The sequence below is a fragment of the Burkholderia sp. Bp9099 genome, from assembly GCF_003857805.1.
In the GTDB taxonomy this organism is placed as follows: Bacteria; Pseudomonadota; Gammaproteobacteria; order Burkholderiales; family Burkholderiaceae; genus Burkholderia.
Window position 1 is genome coordinate 1 of record NZ_QTPU01000033.1, and the last position, 25,410, is coordinate 25,410.

Below are 25,410 nucleotides of genomic sequence, written 5' to 3' on the forward strand. Positions count from 1 at the left end.
TTTAAAGAGCATTTCTGCGAGGACCCGGAGGCTTTCTCAGCAGCGCTGCGTTTTCAGCAGCAGAGAAGCGAGATTATGAACCGTCTTTTTCAGTTCGTCAACAACTTTTTAACTACTTCGTTGCGACGGCTGGGGTTCAACTTCCTGCACCGCCGAGGCCGCTACGACCCGCCCGACAGCACCGCTTCCCTTCTTCTCCCGCGCCGCGTTTCCGTTAGCGCGAAAGAGGCGTGATTCTAAGCACCTGCCCTCGTCTGCGCAACCCCCTTTGTGAAAATATTTTGAAAAAGCCCCGTGCGCTGCCGCGCTCGGGGCTTGGGGTGTCACGCTCAATACATACTGCAGCGCGAGAAGTCCACGGCGGATCCGGGACGCCGCCTTCTTTCCTCCTATATATAGGCGGTCGACGACATCCTCTGTTCCACCGCGCTCCGTATTGGCGTCGCGCTCTCGTCATCCTGCTGCGGAACAAACGAGGGGGCGCACGCCGTCGAGTATCATGCCGCGATCGAACAACGCACTCACACCGACGATGGACAGCACCACACAATCCGGCGACGCCGATCTCCGCGATGAATACGCCGCGCTGCGCGAGCGCGCCGTCATGCTCGAAGAACAGGCCCCGCCGCTCCTGCAACGCATCTCGGATGTACTGCCGCGCATCAGCGGCGAGTCCGAACTGGCGGACGAGCATCGTGAACGGCTCGTCGGCGCGCGCAACGCAGCGATGGTCTCGATCGAAAACTATCAACAGGCGATCCCGTTCCTGCAGACCGCCGACTCGATCATCGAGCAGCTCGACAAGACGCCCGAGCGCGACGAGGACATCGAGTGGCGCGAATCGCTGCTGCAGCGGCTCGACGAACTGATCGACGTCGCGGTCGTGATGATCGACGACGCGCAAGGCTACTTCGAGCAGGCAGATGCCTGCGATCTCTCCAGCGTACCGAAGTCCATTCTCGAAGACTGAGCATCACGGCCGTGAGGCATACGGTGCGTCGACTGCCTATGTCGATGCGCACGCCACCTGCGCCGCACATGCCGAACGGCCGTCCCTGCTCGACACCGTGACGTCGGCAGTCCGATGCGCCTCCCGAAAAAGCTCACCCCGCTGCCACGGGTTCACGGGTATCAGCGAACCGCGGCCCGTGACTGGAGCGTATCGAGAACGATCGTCTCGCCGACGACCGGTACACGGATATACCCGCCCTCCGCATCGCCATACGCGTGTGCGCTGCCGTCGATCACGTATTGCGCGGTCAATGCGCACAGCGTGGCGTCCCGCGCGTCGACCGATCGCAGCGTCGAAACATCGATTCCGAGTTGCGCGAGCAATTGCCGCCGCTGGTTGCGTTTCTGCTTCGCCGACGCAATCGACTTGCCGAGCATCGCACAGGTAATCGCGTACGGATAAGTCTCGAAGCTCACGCGCCCGCCGGCATACCGTGCGTCGGTCAGCAGCGGATAGGCGCCGGCCAGCGCGCGGTAGACGCGCTCCCCCATGAACATCCAGTCGAAAAAGCCCGACGTGCTGGCCACGGCCTGCTCGCGCGACGGCGTCGGGAAACATGAGATCCGTTCACGCGCGAGCGCCTGCTCGGCCGCCCGGCGCCCGCTTCCGGTCCACCACAGGCTCGGCGCGTCGACGCCGACCGCCACCACGTCATGCTCGATACACAGCGAAGGCAGCGCTTCGGGCGCGATCCGCGCCTCGCGCCGGACGATCGTCGAGCCGCGCAGGATCACGAGGTCGCACTGCTTCCTGTCGCCGCCCACGTCGACGCCCGCCACCGCAGGCAGTGACCGCGCGACGGATCGGGATCGGGCCGCCCGCATGGCCGCGCGTCAGTCGGCCGGCCGCGCGTCGTACGCGGCGTCGAAGATCCCTTCCAGACCCGGATGTACACCGCGCATCCGGTCGACGACCGACTTCGCCCAGTCGAAGTACGCCTGTTTGCGCTCGAGCGGCCAGTCCGCGGGCGGATGCCGGGCGATGTCGCGCAGGTTGCAGATCTTGTCCGCGAGCTTCACGAGCTTCGCGCGGCGGCTGATCGTCGCCGCATGCTCGACCTGCAGGCGCTTGCGCTCGTCCTTCGACAACGACTTGTCGTCGGTGACTTCCATCACGATGTCCGCGACGTCCTTGCCGAACAGCCGCAGCAGTTCCTGCTCGGTGGTCTCCGTGTCCTCGATCGTGTCGTGCAACACCGCCGCGACGATCACGCGCTCGTCCTCGATGCCGGCTTCGTTGGCCAGCACCGCGGCCAGCGCAATCGGATGATTGATGTATGGCGACGCCTCGTCGTCCTTGCGCCGCTGATTGCGATGCTTGTCCGCCGCGAACGCAATGGCAGCTACCAGCTTGTTCATATCGATCCCTCGTGTGGCCGGACCCGTGACCGGCAGAACCGGTCGCGTGCGTTTCGGAACCGCACATACTACCTGTACGCGATGACCATTCCCACGTATCGGGACATCGGGCCGCCCGGCGTCATGCGCCGGCTGCCTCGCGCTGCAGCGCGACCACGTTGACCTGCGCGCCGAACACGTCCCGCACGAGCGGCAGCAGGTGATCGTGGTGCGTCAGGAACAGCACCTGGGTTCGCGCCGACAGATCGCGCAGCGCCTCGAGCCCCGCCTTCGCACGTGCATCGTCGAAGTTGATGAACAGGTCGTCGGCAACGAACGGCAGCGCGGTCCTGCTGGCGAGCTGCAGTTCGAGCGCCGCGATCCGCAGCGCGAGGAACAACTGGTCGCGCGTCCCTTCGCTCAGGCCGGCGACCTCGACCGACGCGCCCTTCGTGCGCCGCGCATACAGCGCGGGCGGCGTCCGTTCGGTGTCGACGGTCAGCCGCGCGAATTCGCCCAGCGTGAGTCCCGCGAAAATCTCGCCCGCCCGGCGCAGCATCGGCCCCTGCTTCTGGTCGCGATAACGATCGGTCGCCCACTTCAGCAAGCGACTCGCGGTCGCCGCTTCCAGATACTGTTCCGCTGCATCGCCCATCGCCGCGAGCGCTTCCTGCCGCTTTGCTTCGGCCACGGCCGCATTCGCCTGGCCGTCGATCGCGCCGAATGCCTGCCGGGCCACCACCTGCTGCTGCGCGAGCGCGTTCAGGCGCGTGCCGACGTCGCCCAGCGACTGCTTCACCGCTTCGAGATGCGCGGGCACGTCGGCGATGTCCTGTTCAGCGACCTCGGCCTCGACGGCCGGCTGGGACAAGCCGTCGCCGTCGCGCACCAGCGCCTCCTTCGCGGCATCGACGGCCTGTCGAAGCTGGCGCTGCCGATCCGATTGCTCGGCCAGTGGCAGCGCCGCGTCGATCGATGCGACGCCGGCCAGTTGCAGCAACGGCTGAATGCGCGCATCCGCGCCTGCCACCGCGGCGGCGGCATCGGCGACCTTGCCGTCGGCCTGCCGCACCGCGTCGTCGGCACGACCGATCGCACGCGCGGTTTCCCGTGCGGCCGCAACGCGCATCGTCAACCGGCGCGCAACGTCCAGCCAGTCGCCGCTCGCCAGCCACGCGGGCTCGAGCGCTTCGGCCAGTCGCCGTGCGCCGGCCTCGAGCGCGGCCAGCTCCGCGCCGATCGCGGTCATCCGGTTGCGCGGCGCATCGGCGTCGGCCAGTTCGGCGGTCACCGTATTCGCGAGCGCGAGCGCACCTTCCGCGGCAGCCAGCGTCACCGCATGGGCGGACAGCTTCGCGTCGGCAAGCGCGTCGCGCCATTGCACGTGCCACGCATCGTAGGCGGTCTGGGCCTGGTCGGCGCGCGAACGAGCCGTCGCGCATCCGCGTTCGGCTTCGCGCGCCCGGTCCTCCAGGCTGTCCTTTTGCGCGAGCGTCTTCTCCGCCGACTGCACGAACGTCCCGGCGATCGCGATGAGTGCCGTCAGGCCGTCGGCGTCGCCGCCGCGCGATACCATGCGCAGCGCCGAACGCAACGCGGCTTCCGCACCGGCCCGCGCATCGCGGATCGTCGCGAATTCGCGGCGCAGGCGGTCGAGCTCGAGCTGCGCGGCAAACACCGTGTCGCGCTTGGCGAGCCAGTCGCCCATCGCCGCCAGCGGCATGCCGGGCACGCCGGCCGTCGTCGCCAGTTCGGCCCACGCGTCGCGATGTGCCGCCAGCTCGCGTTCGCGCTCGTCCACGGTCGCCTGTCGGCGCGTCAACACGACGCGCGCGGATTCGACCTGCTGACGCAGCGATTGCAGTGTCGCCGCCGCTTGCGTGGCGCCGAGCTGCGCATCGACGAGTTCGTCGGCAAGGCGAATTGCATCGTCGACGGCCGGCGCGCCGGTTGCCAGATCCACCGCGCCGCTGCGAACGTCGCCCCAGGCGCCATCGCGGCGAGCGCGCGCCGCCAGCACCTCGGCGGTCGTGACGACCTTGTGGGTCTGAGCGAAATGCTTCTCCTGCAGTTCGAGCCGCTCGTGTTCTTCCTGCGCGCCGTCCCGTGCATCGCGTGCGGCGGCGGCCGCGCTCGCGCGTTCGCTCGCTTCGGTCAGCAGCACACCGAGCCGAGCCGCTGACGGCACGTCGAGCGCACGCAGCGCGTCGACCGGCTTGCGCCACTGGCCGAGCGCATCGAGCGCGTCGGACAGCGTCTGCTCGGCGGCCGCGATGTCGCGTTCGAGTGCCTGTTCACGCTGCCCGCTATTGCGAAAGCCCTGCGCATCGGCGAGCGCCGCACGAAGCGCTTCAGGCACATCGACGGTCGACAGACGCGCCAGTTGTTCCTGTGCCTGCGCGAGTTCCTGCGTGCGCTCGTCGAGCGACTCGCGCGCGCCGGCCAGCGCCTGATGCAGCGCGCCGTGGTCGCGCAGCAGGTTCGCGACCGTCTTCAGCGACAGCGCGGTCGGCAGGGCCGCGCGCAGCGACGTCTCGTCGGTCGGCCAGCCGAGCTGCGCGGCGGCCGAACCCGCGGCGGACAGATGCCGCTCGACGTCCGCGCCGAGCAACAGCAGATCCTGTGCATGATTCATGCATGCGCCGCGCAGCCGGTCGAGCGCTTCGATATCGGCTTCGAGCGCGAGCGCGTCGGCATCCGGATCGATCGCATCACGCGCCTGCCGTTTCGCGAGCAGGTCCGCGCGCCGTTCCTCGAGCACCTTCTGTTCGGCCGCGAGATCGCCTTGCGCTTTCAGCAAGTCGGCATACGCGGTCGGCGGCAGCTCGACGACGGCCCCCAGTTCGGCCAGCGCCGCTTCCTTGATCGTCAGTTCCTTCAGGTACGGCGCCAGCCGCCGCACGCGCTCGAGCTTCGAGCGCAACGCTTCGAGGCGACGCTGCTCCACGCGCGCCTGCTCGATCTCCTGCTCGACCGCGTCGCGCGCCTCCTTGCGATCGACCCAGTCGCGCGTGCGCACCTGGACTGCCTTCAGTTCGCCAACTGCTTCGTTGAACGAAGTCTCGGCCTGCGCGAATGCGCTGCCGCTGCGCCGCGGCGCCCACAGCTCGGCCGCGCGCGCGTCGAGTTCCTCGCGCACGGGGCCGAGCGTGCCGACACCCGCCGCCGATTCGAACAGCACTTGGCCGAGCTTGTCGGACGCGTCGAGAATGCTCCGGCCGCCGTCGACGAGCCGCCCGTGGTCGAGCCCGAACATCTGCTCGAAGAACTCGCGCGTCGCGCCGTCGAGGATGGCGTCGAGATAGTCGTCCGGCAGCTTGTCGTCGGCGGGCGTGCGCAGCGGACTGCGCCCGCGGGCGCGATGAAAGGCGAGCGCGCCGGCGCCGCCCTCCAGCACGCCGCCGATCCGCAGTTCGGGCGTCGCATGCAGGAAGTCGAGCGGGGTCTGCAGTTTCATCCCGAACAGCAGTTCCGACACGGCCGTCCGGATCGTCGACTTGCCGGCCTCGTTCGGCCCCACGATCACGTGGAAATCCTGGCCGGCCGACGGAAAGCGCAGCGTCTCGTCGGTGAACTTGCCGTACTTGATCAGGTCGAGCTGGCTGATTCGCATCGCTTATTCCCCCCTCGCCAGCCGCGCGAGCAACGCGGGACCGACCTGCTCGACCAGCGCCGTGAGTTCGCCGGCGCGCGCCATCGTCAGCAGCGGCACCTCTTCCTTCACGTCGCTGCGCACCTTGCCGACGAACGGCTTCAGGTCGCGTTCGAGCAGCGCGAGAAAATCCGGATCGTGTGCGGCATCGGCCAGGATCTGCTTCAGATCCTCCAGCGCCTCGAGTTGCTCGCTCTCGCCTTGCGGCTGCACGGGCGCGGACGTCGCGAGCCGGACCTTCTCCAGCCACAGCCGTTCGTTGCCGATGATGCCGATCTGGTTCAGCACCTCCGCACGCAATTGCGGCGCACGGCCGAAGAAGAGACCGTGCGCGGGCGTGCGGCCCGTGACCGTCACGCGCACCGCGCGCGGCACGTGGCCATCGACGCTCAACAGCGTCTCCAGCGACTGGCCGATCTTTCTCGACAGGTCGGCGACCGTCAGGCAATCGGACGCGTCGACCGACAACGCTTCCCAGCGCAGCACGTCGAGGTACAGGCGCTCGACGTGCGTGCGGCCCTGCTCCACCGTCACGAGTACCGCACCACGGCGGCCCGTCTCGCGGATATGGCGCCCCTGCAGGTTGCCGGGAAACACGACGGTCGACGGCCCCGACCAATGCTGGAATTCGTGCACGTGGCCGAGCGCCCAGTAGTCGTAGCCTTTCGCATGCAATTCCGCCAGCGAGCACGGCGCATAGTTTGCATGCGCCGCATAGCCTTCGAGCGCGGTGTGCAGCACGCCGATGTTGTAATGGCCCGGCACGGGATCCGGATAGCCGATCGCGAGATTGTCGACGACGGCCTTGTCCTTGAAGCTCTGCCCGTGCAGCGCCACGTCGAATTCCGGCAGCTTGAAGGTTTCCGGCTTGCGGTGGCCGAACACGGTGACGTTGTCGGGCAAGGTCAGCTTCTTCGTCATCTCGCTTTCGGCATCGTGATTGCCGCCGAGCACGAATGCGCGAATGCCGGCCTTGCGCAGGCGGCCCATTTGCTGGCCGAAGAAAATGCCGGTGTTGTGGTCCTTCCAGTCGCCGTCGTACAGGTCGCCGGCGATCACGAGGAACGCGACTTCCTCTTCGATCGCACGATCCACGAGCTGCCGCAGCGCCTCGCGCGACGCGTTGCGCAACTGCGCGGCCGGCGCATCCGGATACGCGCTCAGGCCGTGCAGCGGGCTGTCAAGGTGAATGTCTGCGGCGTGGATGAACTTCACGAAGATTCCTCTGTTTCATGACGAAGGGGCGATGTCGACCGGCATTGTGCGCCGTCGAACGACGCGCGGCCGCTGGTCGCAGTCCGGACCGCCGCCGGATGCGCCGTCGCGGGTGGCGGCGCTCGCCCGCACCGATCGTGCCGCCCGTCGCCAGCGGGTCGGGATGGTACCTGAAAGCGGGCGCCGCGAATTCGTCCGGCCTCGCGCCCACCGTGCTCACGCCGCACGCGTCACTCGCCGCGCGGCATGGGCGGTGACACGCAAGCCGCGAGCCGCGGCACGCAAGCAAGCGCGAGAAGACGGAGCGGGATGGTCATGGTCGTGGTGCCTCGGAATGTTATCGGACCACGCCGGGCGGGCCGCGGCAGCGCTTTGGAGTCGTCTGTCGTCATGATGCCGATCGGACATGCTTGCCTGCATCGGCCGGTGCCGCGCAAGAACGACCGTCGACCGGGAGCCCCGCTATTTAAGCATGGCGGGCAGGCAATGGGCAGAGGGTGCGCGGCACGCCTGTTCCGGTTCGCGGCACACTGACGCGGCCGCGAAGCGCGGCTCGCGCCAAAAAAAAGACCCGGCCCGCATCGAAGCGGGCCGGGCCTTGGCTGAAAGCGTATCGCTTACAGCGCGCCGCCTTGTGCCGACGCCGAACCCTTCACGCCGACCGATGCGCCGCCCTGCACCGAGTTCGCCGCACCCTCAAGCGCTTCGCCGGCCTTCGCCTTCGCGCCGCCTGCGACATCACCCGCCGTCGACACCGCGCCTTGCGCGTGGCTCTTTGCCGAGGATGCAACGTGCTTCACGTGCGACTTCGTCGTGTGCACGGCCGATGTCGCGGCATCCTTCGCCGAACCTGCAGCCGAGCCGACCGCCTGCGTCGCACCGCCAACCGCATTGCCCGCTGCCGAGCCGACGCCGCCGACCGTCTTGCCCACGCCGTTCAGCGCACCGCCGACCAGGTTGCCTGCGCCCGAACCCGAGCCCGCGGCATTCGCGCCTGCACCCGCCTGCACGCCCACGCCGCCGCCGAGCAGCGGCGTCTGGACTTGTGCGCCGACGCCGGCGGAACCTTCTGCGCCCGTCTGGGCCGTTTGTGCGAAAGCGGCCGACGCGATTGCCGTCAGCGCGGCGCCAAGCAGAATCGTGCGAATCTTGTTCATGGTCATTCTCCCCAAAGACGTTGTTGCTGCGGGCCGCCTTCGTGCGGCTTGTCGCATGCCTCACCGCGACGTGCGGCAGGTGGAGCCAATGTAGCCGCACCCACGCCCGAAACCGTCGAATTGCGGGGACTGTTACTTCCGTTGCAAATGCTGACGATTGACTCACACTGTTTGACAATCATCGCGGCAGGCACGTGATTGGCATCGTCCGATCGCATGCATCGGCGCATCCGGTACGCCGCATCGGCTAGCAGGGAAACCGGCCGTTCCTGTAGGCATCCCAAAGAACGCGTGACGGCCAGCCGTCGGTGCGGCCCGACAGCCGGCTTCGCGCGATCAGCTCGATGTCGTCCGACACGCACGCCGCGATGTCGGCATTCCCCGATGCCCGGAACGCGAGCCTGAACGCCTTTTCCCTCAGGGCATCCACGGCCGGCTTGTCCAGCACGGCGCACGGATCGCCGTCGATTTCGTCGAATGCCGTCATCCAGCCGGCGTCGAACGGCTCCGCCTCGCGGCTGGCCAGCGCGCGATCGCAATCGACGTCGCCGAGAAAATCGAAAAACCCCGGGCCCGACAGGATGGCGTCAATTTCGAGCAGATGCGCGTTCGTCACGGCGCCCCCTTGCCACGATGCGTGGCCGTTCTGTTCATCGATCGTTGCTGCCATGTGCCGCCTTCATGTTTCGCATTGGTGACGTGCAGCACCCTGCCCGCCGCGACCGGCAGACCGGAGCCGCAGGCGAGCGCTGATCGGCGCGGTGCCGCGCGACGGCGCGCAATCAGCCCTATTCGCTCTTGTTCGACTGGATCAGCCGCAGAATCCGGCTGTCGTACGGCGACTGCATGACTTCGGCGATGCGGATCCCGGATGCGGCAGGGTGCAGCGGATTCAACAGGAAGTTGTGCGCGTGCGGCACGACGACGCTCGGTACGCGCAACAAGGCGCTCGGCTGCGTGTGCAGCCACTCGGTGCCGGCGCTGCGGGTCCAGTCGACGTCTTCTCGCCAGTCGGCCGGCGCATCGCCCTCCGCGATCTCGGCAACATCCACCGATTCAGGCACCTCGACCCGAAGCAGCTGGTAGCCGCTCGGCAATTGCGCAACGGTGGCGATTTCGAAGTGAACGAGCGTCTCGAGCAGCGCGAGCGCCGGATGCTCGGCGAGATAGACGACGGGCTGCCCGGCAAAATGCCAGCGCCCGCCGGCCCGCAATCCGCCGATGCCTTTCAGGTCCGCGTAATTGCTGATGCGCCACAGCGTCGTCAAGCGAAGTACCCCTCGTCGATCTGCGTGAGGGCTTCCTCGACGAGCCGCGCGCCATGCTCGGTACTCGCCATGTCGAGCGACGTGCGTCCGCCGAAGCGCTGGAGCCCGTTGCGCAGCCACGCCATCGCCTTGTCCTGGTCGCCGAACGTGGCCGTCGCCTGCGCGACGATGCGCGCCAGCCGGATCGCCTTGTCGGACTCCTCCTGCGACAGCCGTTCGTGCGCCTGGCGGCGATGGCTCAGCGTGCGCCGCGGGATGATGAAGGCGAGTTCGTCCGACTTCAGGCCGCGCTCCGACAGCCGGTCGATCACCGCGACGTCGACACGCGCGCTCGCCAACTCCGCGAGATCGGCGCCCGAGCGCACGCGAATCGCGAGCAGTTGCTCGAGGATCGTGAACTCTGCCTGGCGCGGGTGCGCGACGCCCGAAGGGTGAAACGCGATCGTACTCATGACTCTTCTCCGGCAATTTGCCCAACCATTATAGGCGTTTTGCCGAAGACGGGCGGATTCGGTCGTCAGGCGGTCGACGACCGGTCGACGGCGGGCAATTGCGGGTGTCGGCGAAACGGGGCTTCCCGCTCGCCGCGCCGGCACGCGCGGCCGGAGATGCGCGTCTGAAGCGGGATCGTGAAATTCACGTATATGAAGTCGCTGACTGACGTCATGAAGTTGTCACGTAACAACTTTTCTAATGAATATTCCATCGACGAAACGGCGCCCACCCCGTCTAGGCACCGAATGCGACATGCGTCGCACCGGTTGCCTTCCCCCCGCCCCGCCCGCCACCGACACCGATCAACCGGCCCACGCCGACGCTCGGATCACGCTGCAGAAATTGCCTGCATGGAAATGCGGATCCTTGTCGGCCAGCACATCGGCCTTCACGTTGCCGAACGTCGTGTCCGGCTTGTGCCGGATACCGTCGTAGAACGCCTGGATGATGTCTTCCTTGAAGCGCGGCGTCCTCGGATGCGCGCGGACGACGGCTTCTCGCTCGACGTCGCCGTACTCCGGATACGTGAGGCCCAGCACATCCATCTCGACACCGGCGGTGACGAGCGCGACGACCGGATGCATGTGCTGCGGAATGCCGGGGGTGGTGTGCAGTGCGATCGCGGTCCACACGAGGTCGATGTCCTGCTGCGAAATGCCCCTGCTCTTCAGGAAATCGCGGGCGGCATTGGCGCCGTCCACTTCGAATCGCTCACATGCGCTGCTGTGTCGATGCGTGAGCCCCATGTCATGGAACATGCAGCCGCAATAGAGCAGTTCGGGATCGTAGCTCAGCCCGCGGCGCTGGCCCGCGAGCGCACCGAAGTAGTACACGCGGCTGGAGTGATGAAACAGCAGCTCGGACTCGGTATCCCGTACGAGTTCGGTGATCTCGCGCGCGAGTTGGCTATCGGGAAGGGTGATGCCGGCGACGTTCACAGTCATGATCGATCTCCTTGGAAGACAGCATTCATTCTGCGGAGACCGTCGTTTGGCATCAATCGGCGTATTACGCCAAATCCTGCCATTTTGCTCGATCGACGGCCACCACTGCCGGAACCATCGAATCGCACCCGCGTAATGCGCCGATGCCCCGCCCGTCGCATCGCACCGCGCGTCTATACTGCTACGCGTCACATTCGACACATCGACACATCACGCAACCGAACATGCCGAAGGTCGTGGGTATTTTCGCGGTACCGGGCGTACAACTGCTCGACGTCTCCGCGCCGCTCGACGTATTCGCACAGGCAAACGCCGAAAGCGGCAAACCGTTCTATACGCTGCGGATCATCGCGAGCGAGTCCGGCCCGATCCGCACGTCATCGGGCGCGCAATTGCTGGCCGACTGGATCGCTCCCGACATTCCCGATCGCATCGATACGCTGCTCGTTGCCGGTGCACCGAGTGCCGGCCGGATCGCGCTGCGCACCGACGTGCTCGCGTGGCTTCGATCGGCCGCCGTGCAAAGCAAACGGTACGGCTCGATCTGCACCGGCGCATTCATCCTCGCGGCGACCGGCCTGCTGAAAGGACGACGCCTGACGACGCACTGGGCCGCGGCCGATGCGATCGCCGCCGCCTATCCGTCGCTCACCGTCGAAGCGGACGCGCTGTACGTACGCGACGGCAAGCTGCGCACCGGTGCCGGCGTCACGGCCGGCCTCGATCTCGCGCTCGCGCTGGTCGAGGAGGATCTCGGCCGGGAAATCGCGCGGCGCGTCGCCGCGCAACTCGTCATGTTCTTCAAGCGCCCGGGCGGGCAGCTCCAGTTCAGCCGCAGCGGCGCGGCGCGCCCGGCGGGGCGTTCGGTGCTGCAGGAAGTCCAGCGCTGGATCGCCAGTCATCCGGAACTCGAGCACTCGGTGGCGGAACTCGCGAAGCATGCGGGCATGAGCCCGCGCCACTTCGCACGGCTCTTTCGCGCGGAGGTCGGCATGACGCCGGCCGCGTGGGTCGAAGCGACCCGCGTCGCGGCGGCTCGCCAGTTGCTCGAAAACGGACATGACACGCCGAAGCAGGTCGCCGCGAAATGCGGCTTCGCGAATGTCGATACGCTCAGACGGTCGTTCGCACGGCATGTCGGGATCACGCCTGCCGAATACCGGAAACGGCAGGCGATCGTCGACGCGTGATGTGGTACGCGCGACGAGACGGCACGGGCATTCCGGTCGATGCGCGAAGGAAGGCTGGTCTCGATTTCAACGCGATGGGGCGTGCGGATTTTCCATGCCAACCATCAATACTTCGTTATCCGATTCAATTGAGCTTTCTATCGGTCAAGGCCGGCGTTCGGTCGCCATACGCTCCTGTCCTGTAGCGCGCCGGCCCGTCGTTCTTGCGTCGACATGCCATGCTCGACTCACCGCCGCCGCGACGATCCTGCCCCACCGCAACCCGTGACCGCCATCAGACACGCCAACAATCGTCCGACAAAACCCGTTTTTCCCGCGAATCGTTTACCCAGTTGCAATAATTATTCGCTGGAACGCCTATTTCCGACCGGTATCGCGATCGCTACGATGCAAATCAACCGCTCAACGCAACCAAGCGAAGCGCGAAATCTACGAAAACCGGAGGTCATCATGAAGTCGTTCATCTACGCAGTCACCGCTGCCAGCGCCCTGTCCGCATCGTTTGGCGCATTCGCTCAGTCGAACCCGTCGGACCAACTGACGCGTGCCCAGGTCCGCGCAGAGCTCGTCCAGCTCGAACAGGCCGGGTACAAGCCGGAAGTCTCCGATGTCCACTACCCGAACGCGCTGCAGACCGCGCAGGCGCGCGTGACGAACGGCGACGCAACGGGTTACGGCGCACAGTCCGCCGGCGGCGTGCGTGCCGGCCGCGCGATCGCGGTCAAGCAGAACGCTCGCGACTCGGTCTATTTCGGTCAGTAAGACTGCCGCACGCGACGCATTCCGCGATACGCCCGTTGCCGACGCAACACCCCGCTCCCGTCCATCGGGGCGGGGTGTTGTGTTTTCGGCGCACGCGACATGCGCGCCGCACGACGCCCGATCGATGCGCGCACGCGAATCGGCCGCCGCATCGCGCCGTTCACGCAGACCGCCGGCGTTTGCGCATAGAATGGCCGCGTGGTCGGCGCCGGCCGAAGCGAACGCGAGCGAGACCTCGACTCACCGGGCATACCGCACTCGCTGGCCGACCCGATGCCGCACTCATCGCATTTTTCGAAAAGGAGCGGTTTCATGTCTCAAACATCCGGTTCCATGATCACGTTTCGCCGTCCGGACGGCCAGGAACTGCAGGGCTACCTCGCCACGCCGGAAAAGACCGAAGGCGCACCCGCGGTCGTCGTCATCCAGGAGTGGTGGGGCCTGAATGACCAGATCCGCGGCGTCGCCGATCGCCTCGCGCGCTGCGGCTACTTCGCGCTCGTGCCCGACCTGTATCGCGGCAAGTCGACGGTCGAGGAGGAAGAAGCGCACCACCTGATGACGGGCCTCGATTTCGGCGACGCCGCGTCGCAGGACATTCCCGGCGCGGTGCACTACCTGAAGACGCACGCGTCGCGCGTGGCGGTCACCGGCTTCTGCATGGGTGGCGCGCTCACGCTGCTGTCGCTGCAGTTCGCCGAGGCGGACGCCGGCGTCACGTGGTACGGCTTCCCTCCGCTCGACTACCTCGACCCGTCGAAGATCAAGGTGCCGCTGATGGGTCACTGGAGTACGCAGGATGCGTTCTTCGCGATCGACCAGGTCGATGCGCTGGAGAAGAAGCTGACCGATGCAAAGGTCGACGTCGAATTCCACCGCTATCTCGCGCATCACGCGTTCGCGAACGAAACGGCCGTCGGCCCCGGCCGCATCGGCGGCACGCAGTTCGATCCGGTGTGGTCGCAGATCGCGTGGGATCGCACGCTCACGTTCTTCGGGCGCACGCTCTGGGACAAGCAGCAGTAATACCGCAGCAGGCATCCGCCACTGCCGTGCAGCGATGCACGTCAAGCAAAACGCCACGGACTTGCATCCGTGGCGTTGTCGTATGCGGCAAGGATTGCGTTACGCGAGCGGCGGTGGCGCGCGCTCGACGCTTCGCACCGAACCGACGATCTCCGATATCGAAAGCAGGTTTTCCATAACGGCGCGCATCGAGCGATGCAGCCGGTCGGTGAAGTCGTGCCGTGTCTTTTTCACCATCAATTTAGGTATGCAAAGTATATTGCGCAGCTAAACCTGGATTCAAGGACGATGCGTGTGCCGCATCATGCGATCCGGCACACGTCGTCCACCTTCGCTCAGGACTCGCAGGAACCGCGCAGCGCAGCCTCGTCGGCGGACAGCATTTCAGGCACGCATTCACGCAGGAAATCGACGAAGGTACGGATCTTCGCGTCGAGGTACTGGCGCGACGCGTACAACGCGTAGACCGTCAGTTTCTGCAGTCGGTACTCGGGCAACACGCGAACCAGCGCGCCGCTCGCCAGTGCGGGCACCGCGGTCGACATCGGCAACGAACCGATGCCGAGGCCGGCGCGCAACGCGGCGCCGAGCGCGTCGGCGATGTTGACCTGGAAATCCGCCAGCGGCAGTTCGAACGTCTCGCGACCGTCGGGGCCGTCGAGATGCCAGCGGTCGCGCGGAAAGATCGGCGTGACGATCTGCAGGCACGCATGCGCTTCGAGATCGCGCACGGTGCGCGGCGTCCCGCGTTCCTTCAGGTACGCCGGCGACGCGCACAGCACACTGTGCACATCGCCAAGCCGCTGCGACACCAGCCCCGAGTCGGGCAACTCCGTCGCGCTCAGTTGCAGCGACACGTCGTAGCCTTCGTCGATGATGTCGGGCACGTGCTGCGACAGCGTGAGCTCGACGGCCACCGACGGATAGCGCTGCCGGTATCGCACCACTGCGGGCACCAGGTAGGCCTGGCCGAAACTGGTCGTCGCGTGCACATGCAGGCGCCCCGACGGCTTCGCCTGCGCATCAGCCGCCTCGGCTTCCGCTTCGTCGATATAGCCGAGGATGCGCTGGCATCGGTCGAGATAGCGTTGTCCGGCATCGGTCAACGCGATGCGGCGCGTGCTCCGGTTGAGCAGACGGGTGCGCAGGTGCGTTTCGAGTTGCGCGACCGAACGCGATGCGTAGGCGGTGGTGATGTCCAGGCGCTGGGCCGCGCTCGTGAAGCTGCCCTCCTCCGCCACCCGGACGAAAATGCGCATCATCTGTAACGTGTCCATCGACATGTCCCCGGGATTGAAATCGCTTCGCAGCGGCGCCCGCCCCGGCACGGGCCGGTCTGGCGCGAATCGTGCGGAACAGTACCGCAGCGGTGCAGGCGTGTCCAGTTTGCCGTGCGCCGCGGCGGCAGGCCGTCGTTCACGCGACAACCCATGCCCCAGGACAACCGGCGCCGGAGCGATGCAGGCCGCATGGCGGCGGCCTGCCGGGCACGCATTGCGCGTGCCGCGTCGCGCTCAGGCCGCGTCGAAAGGATTGCTCAGCACGATCGTGTCGTCGCGCTCGGCGCCCGTCGTGATCATCGATACGGGCGCGCCCGCGACCGCCTCGACGCGTGCAATGAAATCCTGTGCGGCACGCGGCAGCGCCGCACGCTCGCGCACGCCCTTCACGGTCCCGTCCCACCCGGCGAACGTTTCATAGACGGGCGTTGCGCGTGCCTGCGCATCGAGGCTCGCGGGCAGATGGTCGACGCGTGCGCCGTCGAGTTCGTAGCCGACACACAGCTCGAGCGACGCAAAGCCGTCGAGCACGTCGAGCTTGGTGAGCGCGAGCGAATCGATACCCGAGATCCGCACGGCCTGCCGCAACTGCGCGGCATCGAGCCATCCGCAGCGGCGCGGCCGGCCCGTGTTGACGCCGAATTCCTGTCCGCGTGCGCGCAGCGTTTCGCCGGTGCCATCGTTCAGTTCGGTGAGGAAAGGGCCGCCGCCGACGCGCGTCGCGTACGCCTTGGTCACGCCCAGCACGTGGCCGAGTTTCGACGCGCCGAGGCCGGTGCCGGCCGCCGCGGCCGATGCAACGGTGCCCGACGACGTCACGAACGGATACGTGCCCCAGTCGATGTCGAGCATCACGGCCTGCGAGCCCTCGAACAGGATGCGCTCGCCGCGCTCGTTCGCATCGTTGAGATCGGCCCACACGGGACGCACGAACGGCAGGATCTTCGGTGCGATGTCGACCAGCATTGCCAGCATCGCGTCGCGCGAGCACGGCTCGAGCCCCAGGCCGCGGAACCATGCATTGTGGTGATCGACCAGCACGTCGAGCTTGCCGGCAAGCCGGTCCGGCTCCGCCAGATCGGCAACCCGCAGCCCGCGGCGCCCCACCTTGTCCTCGTAGGCCGGCCCGATCCCGCGCAGCGTGGTGCCGATGGGCTCACGACGCAGACGCTCCTGCGCCTGGTCGATCGCACGGTGAATCGGCAGGACCAGCGTGGCGTTCTCCGCGATCGACAGATTGTCCGGCGTCACCGACAGCCCGAGCTCGGCCATCCGCCCGATCTCGGCCAGCAGCGCCTCCGGATCGAGCGCCACGCCGTTGCCGATCACGCCGCGCTTGCCGCGCACGATGCCGCTCGGCAACAGCGCGAGCTTGTACGTCTTGTCGCCGACGACCAGCGTATGGCCCGCGTTGTGGCCGCCGTTGTAGCGTGCGACGAGATCGGCCTGCGCCGCCAGCCAGTCCACGACGCGCCCCTTGCCTTCGTCACCCCATTGGGCGCCCACCACCACCACGTTCGGCATGCTCCATACTCCATGTGAGAAATTCAGACACATATTCCGGCCGCGTAGGCCGTTTGTGTGCCATATTGGCGAAGCATGATCGCCCGATCAAACGATTAAATCTGAGCATTCACGTGAGTAAAACTCACGCGAAACGATGAATGGCCCGACGACTCCCTCCGTTGAATTCGCTGCGCGCATTCGAAGCCGCGGCCCGGCTCGGCAGTTTCACGCTCGCCGCCGACGAGCTGTGCGTGACGCATGGCGCGATCAGCCGGCATGTCCAGCAACTGGAGGCGTGGCTTGGCCGGCCGCTGTTCGAGCGGCACAACCGGCGGGTCGACCTGACCGATGCCGGTCGCGCGTACCTCGCCGAGGTCGGTGCATCGTTCGACCGGATTGCGCTGGCCACCGCGCAGCATTTCGGCCAGGGGCAGCAGCGCGTGCTGCGCGTCAGCGCGCCCGCGACGTTTTCGCTGCGCTGGCTCGTGCCGAAGCTGTCGTCGTTCCAGGTCGCCCATCCGGCCGTCGAAGTGCGGCTGTCGACATCGAACGAGCCGATCGAGAAGTTGCGCGACAAGGTCGACCTGATCGTCCGCGGCGGCCCGCAGGCAATCGACGGCTATGTCGCCGAGGAATTCCTGTCCGAAGTCAGGCTACCCGTATGCGCGCCGAAGCTGCTCGAGGGCAGGCCGTTGCGTACGCCGGCCGATCTCGCGGGCTTCACGCTGCTGCATGCGGCGACCTATCCCGGCATGTGGCCCGAGTGGCTCGCGGCAGCGGGGCACGCGAATCTGGTGCCGCGGCATTCGCTCACGCTCGAGCATTTCTATCTGACGCTGCAAGGCGCACTCGACGGTCTCGGCGTCGCGATGGGGCCGATCGCGCTCGTCGCGGACGACATCGCCGAAGGCCGGCTGGTGCAGCCGTTCAGCGAACCGGCACTGCCGCCGTGGCGCTACTTCACTTATGTGGCGGCTGCGCGCGCGGAGGACGAAGCCGTGCGGGCATTCAAGGACTGGCTGAAAGTGACGGGGAATGCGGCGACAGCGAACGCGCGGCGCTGACCAGGTCCTGATGGCGACGATCGCTCGGTCGGTGTGGGTTTCGGGCGCCGTTGCGACGCCGCGTATTGCTCATGCTCGAACGTCTTTCGCCTCGCCCTTCATCCAACGTTTTTTCATTCAGTAGGATTACTACTAGTCTGAACAGGACGGACAGAGCAGAAAGAGTCAACGCATCGAGATGGTTTCCACTTCATCTAAAAACAAAGGACATCGAATCATTTGATGCGAATGTGATACCCGCATGCGTGCCCGGACACGTATCGCGTTTCCGCAGCACAAACGACAAACCCCGGCTCGAGCCGGGGCTTTTCACGCGAGGGACGCTTATTGGCTGGCGCCCGCGGCTTCGCCCGCCTTCTTCTCAGCGTTCTGCAGATTCTGCGGGTAGTTCGGATCGTTGGCCGCCGGCTTGTAACCCGCGTCTTCGAGCTTCTTCAGTTCGGCGTTGTTCTTCGCGCGCGCTGCCTTGTGTTCGGCTTTGCGTTTTGCCCGTGCTGCCTTGCGTGCTTCACGCTTCGCAGCTTTCGCATCCGAAGCGGCGGATGCGGCCGGTGCGCTGGCGTCGGTCTGCGCGAACACCGGAGCAGCCGAGCCGAAGAGGAACGCCGCTGCCGTAGCAGCCAGCGTCAGTTTTTTGATCTGGATTCGCATCGCTGAACTCTCTTTTCTGATTGGTCACGGAGTGAAAGTACATCGAGATACCGCCCCTGCCCCTGGCCGGTCTTCATCTCGCGATCAGGGCCTTTGCATCATAACCGCGTTGCAAAAAATGTGGCGCTATCGTGCGCACATTCTTGGGGATATACGTATGGGAAACGTCGCATCGTCACGTCTCCCGCGTGTCCGCCGGACCCTCGTTTCGCAGGGACACGGCAATACATCACGCGACGCGTGCGACCGCCGCAAACATGTGACGAAGCGGATTGTTCCGTCGATACGATGCAGGTTGCCGATGAGGATGAGATCCGCTTCGGCGCACCGCGCCCGCGTACGACGCCGACTGTTTCATCCGTGGAATTTGCTGCTCCCGCAACGCGATCGTTGCCTCATGAGCGGAACATGCGACGAAATCGCGGACCTGTGCGCCATGTTGCGATTTGCGGCCGCGCGAACGACGGCTCCTCCCATAAATGACCACGAATCGTTCCATGCCGAGTCCGCCCCGTTCCTCCACTACACGTCGGCCCGATACGATGCGAACGATCGGGTAACCGGTGGCCGCTTGCATGGTTACCTGTTCGGCGCGATTCGTCGCCACTTTTGGGAGATGACATCTGCAGCACAAGGTGAGCGCTTCGATCGGCATTCGTTCACGATCGCGCATCTGCATCGTACGATGCAGTCGCATGAGCGCCTGCGCTGCGCGCGTCATCGTATCTGCGTCACGAAGCGTTTTGCGCCTGTGCGACAAGCACGCCGGCGCGTCTGGCGCTGCGCGCATACGCCACAGCTTTTCCATCGGGTGCCCGCATCTCGTGCGGACGCGTCGCACGGATGGTCCATCAACCTGCGAGGAGCTAGTCGGTGAGCCTTTACAGGATCCGACAACTTCCGACGGTGAGCATTTTCGGGATTCGAGTATGTATCCAGTGAGGGGGAGCCTGGTTGATGGCGCTTGCCTCACGTTCGGAACCATGCCGGGATCGCCGTGACCGAAGCGCGTTTGATTGTCGTGTCGACCGGCACAGGGATGCAATTCTTGTCCCGGCTGTCGGGATCCTGTACCGATTCCGATACAGGCCCAAAGGTAGAAAGCTATGAGGCCAAATGAACGGAGCAAGGGCCGGGGGTTTCGTCCGCGCACGGGTTACTGACTGAAAAGTGTCGGACGAGCCGGCGCGCGATAGCCGGAGACTTATCCACGGAAGCGCGGGCACAGACGCAAAAATAACCGCTTGCGGATGAATTCCGGTCATTTCTCACTGCCCTGAGGCGTACCCGCAGTATTCCTGTGCGGGTGTGATGGCCGTCGTCTACGGGTAATCCCGGACGGAGAAACCTCCCGCTGTGGGCATTTTCCGATCCCATAGATGGGAACCTATGTCCTGAAAACGCGGATTCCATCCCATAGGTTTCTACGTTTGAGCGCTTGTTAGTAGGTACTCACCCTCTTGCGAAGCCTTGTCAGGCCTGGGAGGCTCGCAGAATGAGGCCACATATCGGGGGATCCACAGGCTGGAGACCCGGATTGCTGTGCCAGTCGAGCCCGCTGGAGTCCCTTTGGTAGCGGTTTATGGGGGTTGTTTTTCTGCACAGGCACACGTGTGTTTACATCTTTGGTAAACAACGTTTACTTCTTTAACTACTTTTAGACGGCTCACAGCCTTGTCTGGCAAGGGTTTGACAGGTGTTCGGTACCCATTTATGGGAGCACAGGCGGAAGAGTATGGGGTTTCAGGTCTGTGGATTTGGGGAATCGGGTACCGCGTTGTGGGAAATGGGGGTTGTGGATATGGGGCACGCGTAGCCTGTTATGGGAATTCGGCCCAAAAACACTTCAGGTAGCCCTCTATGGGGGAATCCATTGGTAGCCATTTATGGTGCGTTCCAGCTGATCGGTTCGTGCCGCCGGGCACAGCATTTTATGTGGGGTAGCCGGTTATGGGGCGGACTTCAGGTAGCCGTTTATGGGTGCCTGTATTGACCGCGTGATCTCGTTTGGCTCGTCCCTATGGTTGTGGCGTCCCATAAACAGGATCAGGCCGGTAGAAAGGTTACCTTCTGTGGGGGAGTCTGAAGGTAGTCATCCATGGGGAGCATTTTCGCCTGTCGGACACAGTTGAAGACACAACGCCACGCCGGTGGATTTCGACAGGTACCCATTCATGGGGCGTGTCGAAGGTAGCGCGTTATGGGAGGAACGCAGATCGTGTTGCAGGGCACCACGAATCGGGTTCGCCAATCCAGTTCGAGTCGATTGTTTCCCATGAATGGGTACCTTTGATAGGGCAAGTCCCATGCCGGATCCTGGCGACAAACCACACAGGTAGAAGGTTTTGGGAGCTACTTTTGACCCAAAGGTATATGGATATGGGGCTCCGAACAAATAGGAAAACCTAGGTTTTTCCTTTTGTGACTGGAACTTAGCATCGATAGTGAAAGTGATACCGTAGAAAGAGACGTTGCTCGGTGGCTGGAAAAGGTATAAAGTCCGCCATCAACACGGTCACCTTCTCCGGACATCACGATGCCGCGCAAGCCCGCAATCAAAGGCTCCGACAAGCAGGTTTCGCTATTTCAGACGCCCGAGCCTCCCGATCTGCTGCGCAAGGCGGTCCAGGCCATTCATATCGCTCCGAAGTCCGGAAAGATCGGGCTGCAGCAGCGCAAGATGTTCAGCTCGTTGATCAAGAATGCCCTTCGTCAGGAAGCGTTCGAGCCCGGCCGGACGAGCTTCTCGATCTCGATCGCCGCGCTCTCGCACGAAAGCGGGTTGAACAGCAACAACACGAAGTACGTGAAGGACACGGTCAACTCGCTGATCAGTACCGTCGTCAACTGGGACTACCTTGCGGCCGACCGCTCGACGGTGTGGAAGGCGTCGGGCCTGCTCGCCGGCGCCGAACTCGAGCAATCGGTGCTGAAGTACAGCTTCTCCGACCAGATTCGCAGCGAGCTGCTCAATCCGGAGATCTACGCGCTCATCGATATGCGGATCGCGCGCGAGTTTCGGCGCTCGCACTCGCTTGCCCTGTGGGAAAACACGGTGCGCTACGAGGGGATCGGCATCACGGCGAAGATTCCGCTGCCAAAATTCCGCGATCTCATCCTCGGTCAGGACAAGGCATCGCAATCGTACAAGGAGTACAAGCTCTTCAAGAGCAAGGTCCTGGTGCCGTGCATTCAGGAGGTGAACGAAGTTTCCGACCATACGCTCGAGCTGATCGAACACAAGTCAGGTCGCAGCGTGGAGGCCGTCCAGTTCAAGGTGACGCGCAAGCAGAGCGCAGATATGGTCGAGGAAGGCGACGTCAAGAACGAAGCACTCGTCGACGAAGTCGCCAAGTTCGGCATCCCGCGTTCGGAAGCGCGCCGGCTGATCACGCAGTACGGTGTGCAGCGCATCAAGGCGGCAATTGCCTATACGCTCAATCGGACTACGAAGAAGAATGCCGCCCCTGTCGACAACGTGGCCGCGTATTTCCGCAAGGCGCTGACACACGGCTATACGTTGGCCGACGGTCAGGGGACCGAAACGGCCGCGCCGGCAAAGGAATCCGCGCAGAGCAAGCAGGAACAGATTCGCGACAAATACCTGGCGGCGAAGGTCGACGAAGCTGGCGCGTATTTCCGCGAGCTGGAGATCGACGACCAGACCAAGCTGATCGAGCGCTACAACGAGACGGTGGCCGGTTCGAAGGATCTCACGCTGTCGCCGAAGAAGAAGGCGAGCAAGCTGGCGCAAACCAGTTTCTTCCGTTGGCTGGCGATCGACACCTGGGGCGAACCGACCTCGGACGACCTGCTGGAATTCCTGCTGAAAAGCGGTCTCGCGACCAACTGATCAAGGCCTCGCAGCCTGGCATGCGCCGCGCGCCGGACTTCATCCGGTTGCGCGGTGCCGTGCAGGCGCGGGGCCTTTGTCTTGGCGCACCTACTTTTGCGCGGCTTCAGCCAGTTCGGCGACGTACGCGTCGATTACGGTCTTGAGCCGGTCGGCGAGTGCTTCCTGGTGAGACGCATCGACTCCCTTCAGTTGCAGATCCAGACGCCCGTCCGGATAGGTCTTCAGCTGACCGATCGCGCGTGATTCGAGCGCGAAATCGTGACGGACGCTGTAGCGCGTGCGCCCCGCCTTCTTGTTGCCGTCGCTCTGCGCGCGCAGGAAATTCTCGAGGTCGCGCACCGACTTTTTCCGGTCGATCACCGCGGTGAGCAGCCGGTCGGCAGCCGGTTCGCCCAAGCGCTCGAAAATCAGCTTCAGGAAGTACGCCGCCTGCAGGCCGACCACATCGTTCGCGCTGGCCATCCGTTCGAGCAGCGTGTTGGGCAGTGCGTTCAGCGACAGCGTCTTGCTGATCGATGCCTTGTCCTTGCCGATCTTTTCCGCGAGCGTGTTCTGGTCGGGGAAGACCTTTTCGTCGAGAAGACGCTTCCACGCGACCGCATCGTCGAAGATCGTCTGGCGCTCGTGGTCGTGGTTGGCGCGATACGCGATCGTATAGAGCTGCTCGGGCGTGTGGTCCGTGCGAAACGTCGCGTTGATCGTCTCGTCGCCGTTGATGCTCGTCGCGCGCAGGCGGCGTTGCCCGTCGATCACGACGAGCTTGCCGGGAAATTCCGGGAGCCGCGTGACCTTGATCGGCTCGATCTGCCCTTCCCGCTTCAGTGTCAGTGCGAGTTCGTGCAGGCTCGATTCCGAATAGAACACGCGCGGGTTGAACGGGTTCGGGATGCAGTCCTTGACCGCGACTTTCTGCGGCGCACCGAGGTCGATCGCGTCGGCGGACGTGCTCGAGGTGGGGGCGACGGGGGGAGCGGCTTCGACGGCGGGATTCGACGCGGGCACCGGCTCCGGCAGGCGCGTTTCGAGCGCCGCGTTTTCCTGCGCGAGCCCGCGCAGCAGGCCGGCCGCGAGATGCAGGTTGCCGGTTGGCTTCTTCTCTTTTGAGGTGTCCTTAGCCATGAGCGGCTCCGGTAGCGCGCGTCGACGCGATGTATTGGGCCATTTCGGTGACCAGCCGCTCGATTTCCGCGCGGGCTTCCTTCAGCCCCTTCAGGTATCGATTGTGATGGTGGATCGTGGTGCCGAGGGCGAACGTCTGCCGGTAGACCTCTCGCTGCGCGATCTGGCTGTCGAGCAGATGCTCCCCTATTTCTTCAGCCCTTAGAATTTTTAAAATTTCTTCACGCATTTTAGTTTTTCCATTGACGCTATTCAGCATCAGCGCGGAAGACAAATTCGGGTTCCGAACGGCACGCATCGACTCGATCATCCGAATCATCGCGACGGTGCTGTAGAGGTCGGCCGGCGACGGGGACAGCGGGACGAGGCAGAAATCGGCGACTTCCAGCACGGACGCGATGCGCGGGTCTTCGAGGTTGCCCGGGCAATCGACGACGATCACATCGAAATTTGCATCCTGCTTCTTGATCTCGCCGCCGATGCCGCGACCGGCGGGGGCCAAAGACAGAACCGTCATCGGGAGCGTATTTTCCCCGCTCGTGACCCATCTGACCGACGTGCCTTGAGGGTCGGCATCGATCAAGGCGACCTTGTTGCCGCCAGCCTCGAAGGCCGCCGCGATATTGACGGAGATGGTCGTCTTTCCAGTACCACCTTTTTGATTACTAACGGCGATCTTGAAAGCCATTAAATTCCTCCAAGGAGTTTTGCGTAATATATGCAGTTGTTGTTGAAAAGTCCAGAAAAGTGTTAGATGGGCAGAGAAATTTTATGATCACTGTGGTTGTCACGTGACAAGCAGGCCAAATGGCTAGCAGATTGTTTCTTGAGTTGAAATCGACTGAAAAATAAAAACGGCAACATTTCATTCGAGATGGAAAGTGCTAATGGAGTGCTGAGGAATTCAGCGGCGGACGCGACAAGAATCGCGATGCGGTTTCCAAGGGTGATTTCGTTTTCGCCCTGGAAATGCTGGGGCAGGTTTTCCATCTACTTGCGATCTTGAACGGCGTCGGAATCTGCAGTTGTCACGTGACAAGTCGATGCGGATGACTGGACCGAAAATGCCCGCCGACGGGGAGTATGCAGATTCGACGCGCAGTGGACTCGTTGGGAATTCTTTCTTCCTCTTTCCTCGTTGCAGCTGTTGCACTCAAATATGCTGGTGCTGGTGCTGGTGCTGGTGCTGGTGCTGGTGCTGGTGCTGGTGCTGGTGCTGGTGCTGGTGCTGGTGCTGCGACTGCGACTGCGACTGCGACTGCGACTGATGCGGTTGTTACGTGACAACCCGCCTCAGTGGCGATTCCGGGCGGATTCGCTTGCCTCAATGCAGCCACTACAGAAGTCGCTGGCGTGAAGAAATCCGTGCGATATCCGAAGTGGGCGTGATCGATCGGGCCAGGTCACGGATGGGCAAGCCGTTCGAGTCGCACGGTTGTCACGTGACAACCGCTAGGTCTCATGTCGATATGACCTGCTTGATACCGATGCGACGTCTCCATTGGTGGGCCAAACGAACATATTGTGCGAGCTGGAATGTGCGAGTGAGCGGTACTGGCCGGGCGGCTCGGCACATCCTCTAGCATTCTTGAACTGCGCGGGCTCTCAATCTCCGCACGGCATGTCAGACGGGAGTCTTGGTGGCTATGATATGGCCCCAATAAATCCGGCCGATCAGCATTCACCATTACCACGACGATGCGGCAAGGGAGGGGAGGGTTGATATTCGGAGCCTTGTTGTGTCAACGAGGGATTCAATGGCGGCGGACATCGGCGTCGTTTCACGTATCCGTATCGCGCGACGGCTTTTGGGGGCGAATTCATGCGTGTCGGCGAGGCGAGATGACGCTAATCGGCGGGGTCGTGAAACATTTCT

At 64.4% G+C, this 25,410-nt stretch carries 25 protein-coding genes; 8 read left to right on the forward strand and 17 right to left on the reverse strand.

Features of this window, described 5'->3' with window-relative positions:
* Both DIE17_RS37590 and DIE17_RS30410 read left to right on the forward strand, forming a co-directional pair.
* On the forward strand, positions 1-234 hold a 234-nt coding region (locus DIE17_RS37590), incomplete at its 5' end, for a hypothetical protein (protein ID WP_185735402.1).
* Between the two features lie 265 nt (positions 235-499).
* Positions 500-970, forward strand: coding sequence for an ATPase (locus DIE17_RS30410; protein ID WP_124921533.1), 471 nt, complete (start codon positions 500-502; stop codon positions 968-970).
* 161 nt (positions 971-1,131) lie between these two features.
* Here the strand turns inward: DIE17_RS30410 and DIE17_RS30415 are convergent, their stop codons facing one another.
* The 9 genes from DIE17_RS30415 to DIE17_RS30455 all read right to left on the reverse strand — a co-directional run bounded on the left by DIE17_RS30415 (position 1,132) and on the right by DIE17_RS30455 (position 11,080).
* A complete protein-coding gene (locus DIE17_RS30415) occupies positions 1,132-1,836 on the reverse strand; it encodes a DUF429 domain-containing protein (RefSeq protein ID WP_124921495.1) in 705 nt (234 codons plus the stop codon).
* Positions 1,837-1,845: 9 nt separating this feature from the next.
* Positions 1,846-2,370, reverse strand: coding sequence for an HD domain-containing protein (locus DIE17_RS30420; protein ID WP_124921496.1), 525 nt, complete (start codon positions 2,368-2,370; stop codon positions 1,846-1,848).
* Between the two features lie 121 nt (positions 2,371-2,491).
* Positions 2,492-5,962, reverse strand: coding sequence for an ATP-binding protein (locus DIE17_RS30425; protein ID WP_124921497.1), 3,471 nt, complete (start codon positions 5,960-5,962; stop codon positions 2,492-2,494).
* A gap of 3 nt (positions 5,963-5,965) precedes the next feature.
* Positions 5,966-7,216 carry an exonuclease SbcCD subunit D gene (locus DIE17_RS30430; protein WP_124489712.1) on the reverse strand — a complete coding sequence of 417 codons (1,251 nt, stop codon included), beginning with the start codon at positions 7,214-7,216 and terminating at the stop codon, positions 5,966-5,968.
* A gap of 617 nt (positions 7,217-7,833) precedes the next feature.
* Positions 7,834-8,373: a hypothetical protein gene (locus DIE17_RS30435; RefSeq protein ID WP_044848832.1), complete on the reverse strand. Its 540-nt coding sequence runs from the start codon at positions 8,371-8,373 to the stop codon at positions 7,834-7,836.
* Between the two features lie 247 nt (positions 8,374-8,620).
* Positions 8,621-9,043, reverse strand: coding sequence for a hypothetical protein (locus tag DIE17_RS30440; protein WP_124571910.1), 423 nt, complete (start codon positions 9,041-9,043; stop codon positions 8,621-8,623).
* A 118-nt stretch (positions 9,044-9,161) separates the two neighbouring features.
* Positions 9,162-9,641: an RES family NAD+ phosphorylase gene (locus tag DIE17_RS30445; RefSeq protein ID WP_044848830.1), complete on the reverse strand. Its 480-nt coding sequence runs from the start codon at positions 9,639-9,641 to the stop codon at positions 9,162-9,164.
* The gene (locus DIE17_RS30450; RefSeq protein ID WP_044848829.1) at positions 9,638-10,093 is read right to left on the reverse strand and encodes an antitoxin Xre/MbcA/ParS toxin-binding domain-containing protein; all 456 of its coding nucleotides are present in this window, start codon (positions 10,091-10,093) and stop codon (positions 9,638-9,640) included. Before DIE17_RS30450 ends, DIE17_RS30445 begins: the two co-directional genes overlap by 4 nt.
* A 345-nt stretch (positions 10,094-10,438) precedes the next feature.
* The gene (locus tag DIE17_RS30455) at positions 10,439-11,080 is read right to left on the reverse strand and encodes an HD domain-containing protein (RefSeq protein ID WP_124921498.1); all 642 of its coding nucleotides are present in this window, start codon (positions 11,078-11,080) and stop codon (positions 10,439-10,441) included.
* A 224-nt stretch (positions 11,081-11,304) separates the two neighbouring features.
* Here DIE17_RS30455 and DIE17_RS30460 point away from each other — a divergent pair, with 224 nt between their 5' ends.
* From DIE17_RS30460 to DIE17_RS30470, 3 genes are all read left to right on the forward strand, one after another.
* On the forward strand, positions 11,305-12,270 hold the full coding sequence (locus DIE17_RS30460) for a GlxA family transcriptional regulator (RefSeq protein ID WP_124921499.1): 966 nt from the start codon (positions 11,305-11,307) through the stop codon (positions 12,268-12,270).
* 450 nt (positions 12,271-12,720) lie between these two features.
* The gene (locus tag DIE17_RS30465; protein WP_124921500.1) at positions 12,721-13,032 is read left to right on the forward strand and encodes a DUF4148 domain-containing protein; all 312 of its coding nucleotides are present in this window, start codon (positions 12,721-12,723) and stop codon (positions 13,030-13,032) included.
* 312 nt (positions 13,033-13,344) lie between these two features.
* Positions 13,345-14,058 carry a dienelactone hydrolase family protein gene (locus DIE17_RS30470; protein ID WP_124489718.1) on the forward strand — a complete coding sequence of 238 codons (714 nt, stop codon included), beginning with the start codon at positions 13,345-13,347 and terminating at the stop codon, positions 14,056-14,058.
* Positions 14,059-14,157: 99 nt separating this feature from the next.
* Here DIE17_RS30470 and DIE17_RS37595 read toward each other — a convergent pair whose 3' ends face one another.
* From DIE17_RS37595 to DIE17_RS30480, 3 genes are all read right to left on the reverse strand, one after another.
* Positions 14,158-14,298, reverse strand: a complete 141-nt coding sequence (locus tag DIE17_RS37595) for a hypothetical protein (RefSeq protein ID WP_185735403.1) — start codon at positions 14,296-14,298, stop codon at positions 14,158-14,160.
* A 95-nt stretch (positions 14,299-14,393) separates the two neighbouring features.
* Positions 14,394-15,335: a LysR family transcriptional regulator gene (locus tag DIE17_RS30475; RefSeq protein ID WP_044848839.1), complete on the reverse strand. Its 942-nt coding sequence runs from the start codon at positions 15,333-15,335 to the stop codon at positions 14,394-14,396.
* A 237-nt stretch (positions 15,336-15,572) separates the two neighbouring features.
* Positions 15,573-16,862 (reverse strand): adenylosuccinate synthase, encoded by a 1,290-nt coding sequence (locus tag DIE17_RS30480; protein ID WP_124921501.1) that lies wholly within the window; start codon positions 16,860-16,862, stop codon positions 15,573-15,575.
* 140 nt (positions 16,863-17,002) lie between these two features.
* Between DIE17_RS30480 and gcvA the strand changes: the two genes are divergently transcribed.
* Positions 17,003-17,908 carry a transcriptional regulator GcvA gene (gene gcvA, locus DIE17_RS30485; protein WP_124921502.1) on the forward strand — a complete coding sequence of 302 codons (906 nt, stop codon included), beginning with the start codon at positions 17,003-17,005 and terminating at the stop codon, positions 17,906-17,908.
* Positions 17,909-18,232: 324 nt separating this feature from the next.
* On the opposite strand, the gene DIE17_RS30490 is transcribed toward gcvA, so the two are convergent.
* A complete protein-coding gene (locus DIE17_RS30490; RefSeq protein ID WP_044848822.1) occupies positions 18,233-18,559 on the reverse strand; it encodes a hypothetical protein in 327 nt (108 codons plus the stop codon).
* Positions 18,560-18,788: 229 nt separating this feature from the next.
* Positions 18,789-19,367: a hypothetical protein gene (locus DIE17_RS30495; protein ID WP_124571906.1), complete on the reverse strand. Its 579-nt coding sequence runs from the start codon at positions 19,365-19,367 to the stop codon at positions 18,789-18,791.
* A gap of 1,728 nt (positions 19,368-21,095) precedes the next feature.
* Here DIE17_RS30495 and DIE17_RS30500 point away from each other — a divergent pair.
* On the forward strand, positions 21,096-22,412 hold the full coding sequence (locus DIE17_RS30500; protein ID WP_124921503.1) for a replication initiation protein: 1,317 nt from the start codon (positions 21,096-21,098) through the stop codon (positions 22,410-22,412).
* A gap of 90 nt (positions 22,413-22,502) precedes the next feature.
* Here DIE17_RS30500 and DIE17_RS30505 read toward each other — a convergent pair whose 3' ends face one another.
* From DIE17_RS30505 to DIE17_RS30515, 3 genes are all read right to left on the reverse strand, one after another.
* Positions 22,503-23,534 (reverse strand): ParB/RepB/Spo0J family partition protein, encoded by a 1,032-nt coding sequence (locus DIE17_RS30505; RefSeq protein ID WP_124921504.1) that lies wholly within the window; start codon positions 23,532-23,534, stop codon positions 22,503-22,505.
* Positions 23,527-24,222 carry a ParA family protein gene (locus DIE17_RS30510; RefSeq protein WP_006759638.1) on the reverse strand — a complete coding sequence of 232 codons (696 nt, stop codon included), beginning with the start codon at positions 24,220-24,222 and terminating at the stop codon, positions 23,527-23,529. The genes DIE17_RS30505 and DIE17_RS30510 overlap by 8 nt, the downstream gene beginning before the upstream one ends.
* A 62-nt stretch (positions 24,223-24,284) precedes the next feature.
* Entirely contained in the window at positions 24,285-24,524 is a 240-nt protein-coding gene (locus DIE17_RS30515) for a hypothetical protein (protein ID WP_124921505.1), read from the reverse strand.
* A 169-nt stretch (positions 24,525-24,693) separates the two neighbouring features.
* Here DIE17_RS30515 and DIE17_RS37600 point away from each other — a divergent pair, with 169 nt between their 5' ends.
* A complete protein-coding gene (locus DIE17_RS37600; RefSeq protein ID WP_185735404.1) occupies positions 24,694-24,891 on the forward strand; it encodes a hypothetical protein in 198 nt (65 codons plus the stop codon).
* Positions 24,892-25,410: the final 519 nt, after the last annotated feature.

Excerpts from the sequence above, each read along its gene's own strand:
- DIE17_RS37600 (WP_185735404.1), top strand. The coding sequence starts at position 24,694 with ATGCTGGTGCTGGTGCTGGTGCTGGTGCTGGTGCTGGTGCTGGTGCTG.
- DIE17_RS30505 (WP_124921504.1), bottom strand. The coding sequence starts at position 23,534 with ATGGCTAAGGACACCTCAAAAGAGAAGAAGCCAACCGGCAACCTGCAT.
- DIE17_RS30510 (WP_006759638.1), bottom strand. The coding sequence starts at position 24,222 with ATGGCTTTCAAGATCGCCGTTAGTAATCAAAAAGGTGGTACTGGAAAG.
- DIE17_RS30435 (WP_044848832.1), bottom strand. The coding sequence starts at position 8,373 with ATGAACAAGATTCGCACGATTCTGCTTGGCGCCGCGCTGACGGCAATC.
- DIE17_RS30415 (WP_124921495.1), bottom strand. The coding sequence starts at position 1,836 with ATGCGGGCGGCCCGATCCCGATCCGTCGCGCGGTCACTGCCTGCGGTG.
- DIE17_RS30500 (WP_124921503.1), top strand. The coding sequence starts at position 21,096 with ATGCCGCGCAAGCCCGCAATCAAAGGCTCCGACAAGCAGGTTTCGCTA.
- DIE17_RS30470 (WP_124489718.1), top strand. The coding sequence starts at position 13,345 with ATGTCTCAAACATCCGGTTCCATGATCACGTTTCGCCGTCCGGACGGC.
- DIE17_RS30440 (WP_124571910.1), bottom strand. The coding sequence starts at position 9,043 with ATGGCAGCAACGATCGATGAACAGAACGGCCACGCATCGTGGCAAGGG.
- DIE17_RS30420 (WP_124921496.1), bottom strand. The coding sequence starts at position 2,370 with ATGAACAAGCTGGTAGCTGCCATTGCGTTCGCGGCGGACAAGCATCGC.
- DIE17_RS30465 (WP_124921500.1), top strand. The coding sequence starts at position 12,721 with ATGAAGTCGTTCATCTACGCAGTCACCGCTGCCAGCGCCCTGTCCGCA.
- DIE17_RS30410 (WP_124921533.1), top strand. The coding sequence starts at position 500 with ATGCCGCGATCGAACAACGCACTCACACCGACGATGGACAGCACCACA.
- DIE17_RS30425 (WP_124921497.1), bottom strand. The coding sequence starts at position 5,962 with ATGCGAATCAGCCAGCTCGACCTGATCAAGTACGGCAAGTTCACCGAC.
- DIE17_RS30455 (WP_124921498.1), bottom strand. The coding sequence starts at position 11,080 with ATGACTGTGAACGTCGCCGGCATCACCCTTCCCGATAGCCAACTCGCG.
- DIE17_RS30480 (WP_124921501.1), bottom strand. The coding sequence starts at position 16,862 with ATGCCGAACGTGGTGGTGGTGGGCGCCCAATGGGGTGACGAAGGCAAG.
- DIE17_RS30495 (WP_124571906.1), bottom strand. The coding sequence starts at position 19,367 with ATGGAAAAGCTGTGGCGTATGCGCGCAGCGCCAGACGCGCCGGCGTGC.
- DIE17_RS30490 (WP_044848822.1), bottom strand. The coding sequence starts at position 18,559 with ATGCGAATCCAGATCAAAAAACTGACGCTGGCTGCTACGGCAGCGGCG.
- DIE17_RS30460 (WP_124921499.1), top strand. The coding sequence starts at position 11,305 with ATGCCGAAGGTCGTGGGTATTTTCGCGGTACCGGGCGTACAACTGCTC.
- gcvA (WP_124921502.1), top strand. The coding sequence starts at position 17,003 with ATGGCCCGACGACTCCCTCCGTTGAATTCGCTGCGCGCATTCGAAGCC.
- DIE17_RS30450 (WP_044848829.1), bottom strand. The coding sequence starts at position 10,093 with ATGAGTACGATCGCGTTTCACCCTTCGGGCGTCGCGCACCCGCGCCAG.
- DIE17_RS30515 (WP_124921505.1), bottom strand. The coding sequence starts at position 24,524 with ATGGAAAACCTGCCCCAGCATTTCCAGGGCGAAAACGAAATCACCCTT.
- DIE17_RS30475 (WP_044848839.1), bottom strand. The coding sequence starts at position 15,335 with ATGGACACGTTACAGATGATGCGCATTTTCGTCCGGGTGGCGGAGGAG.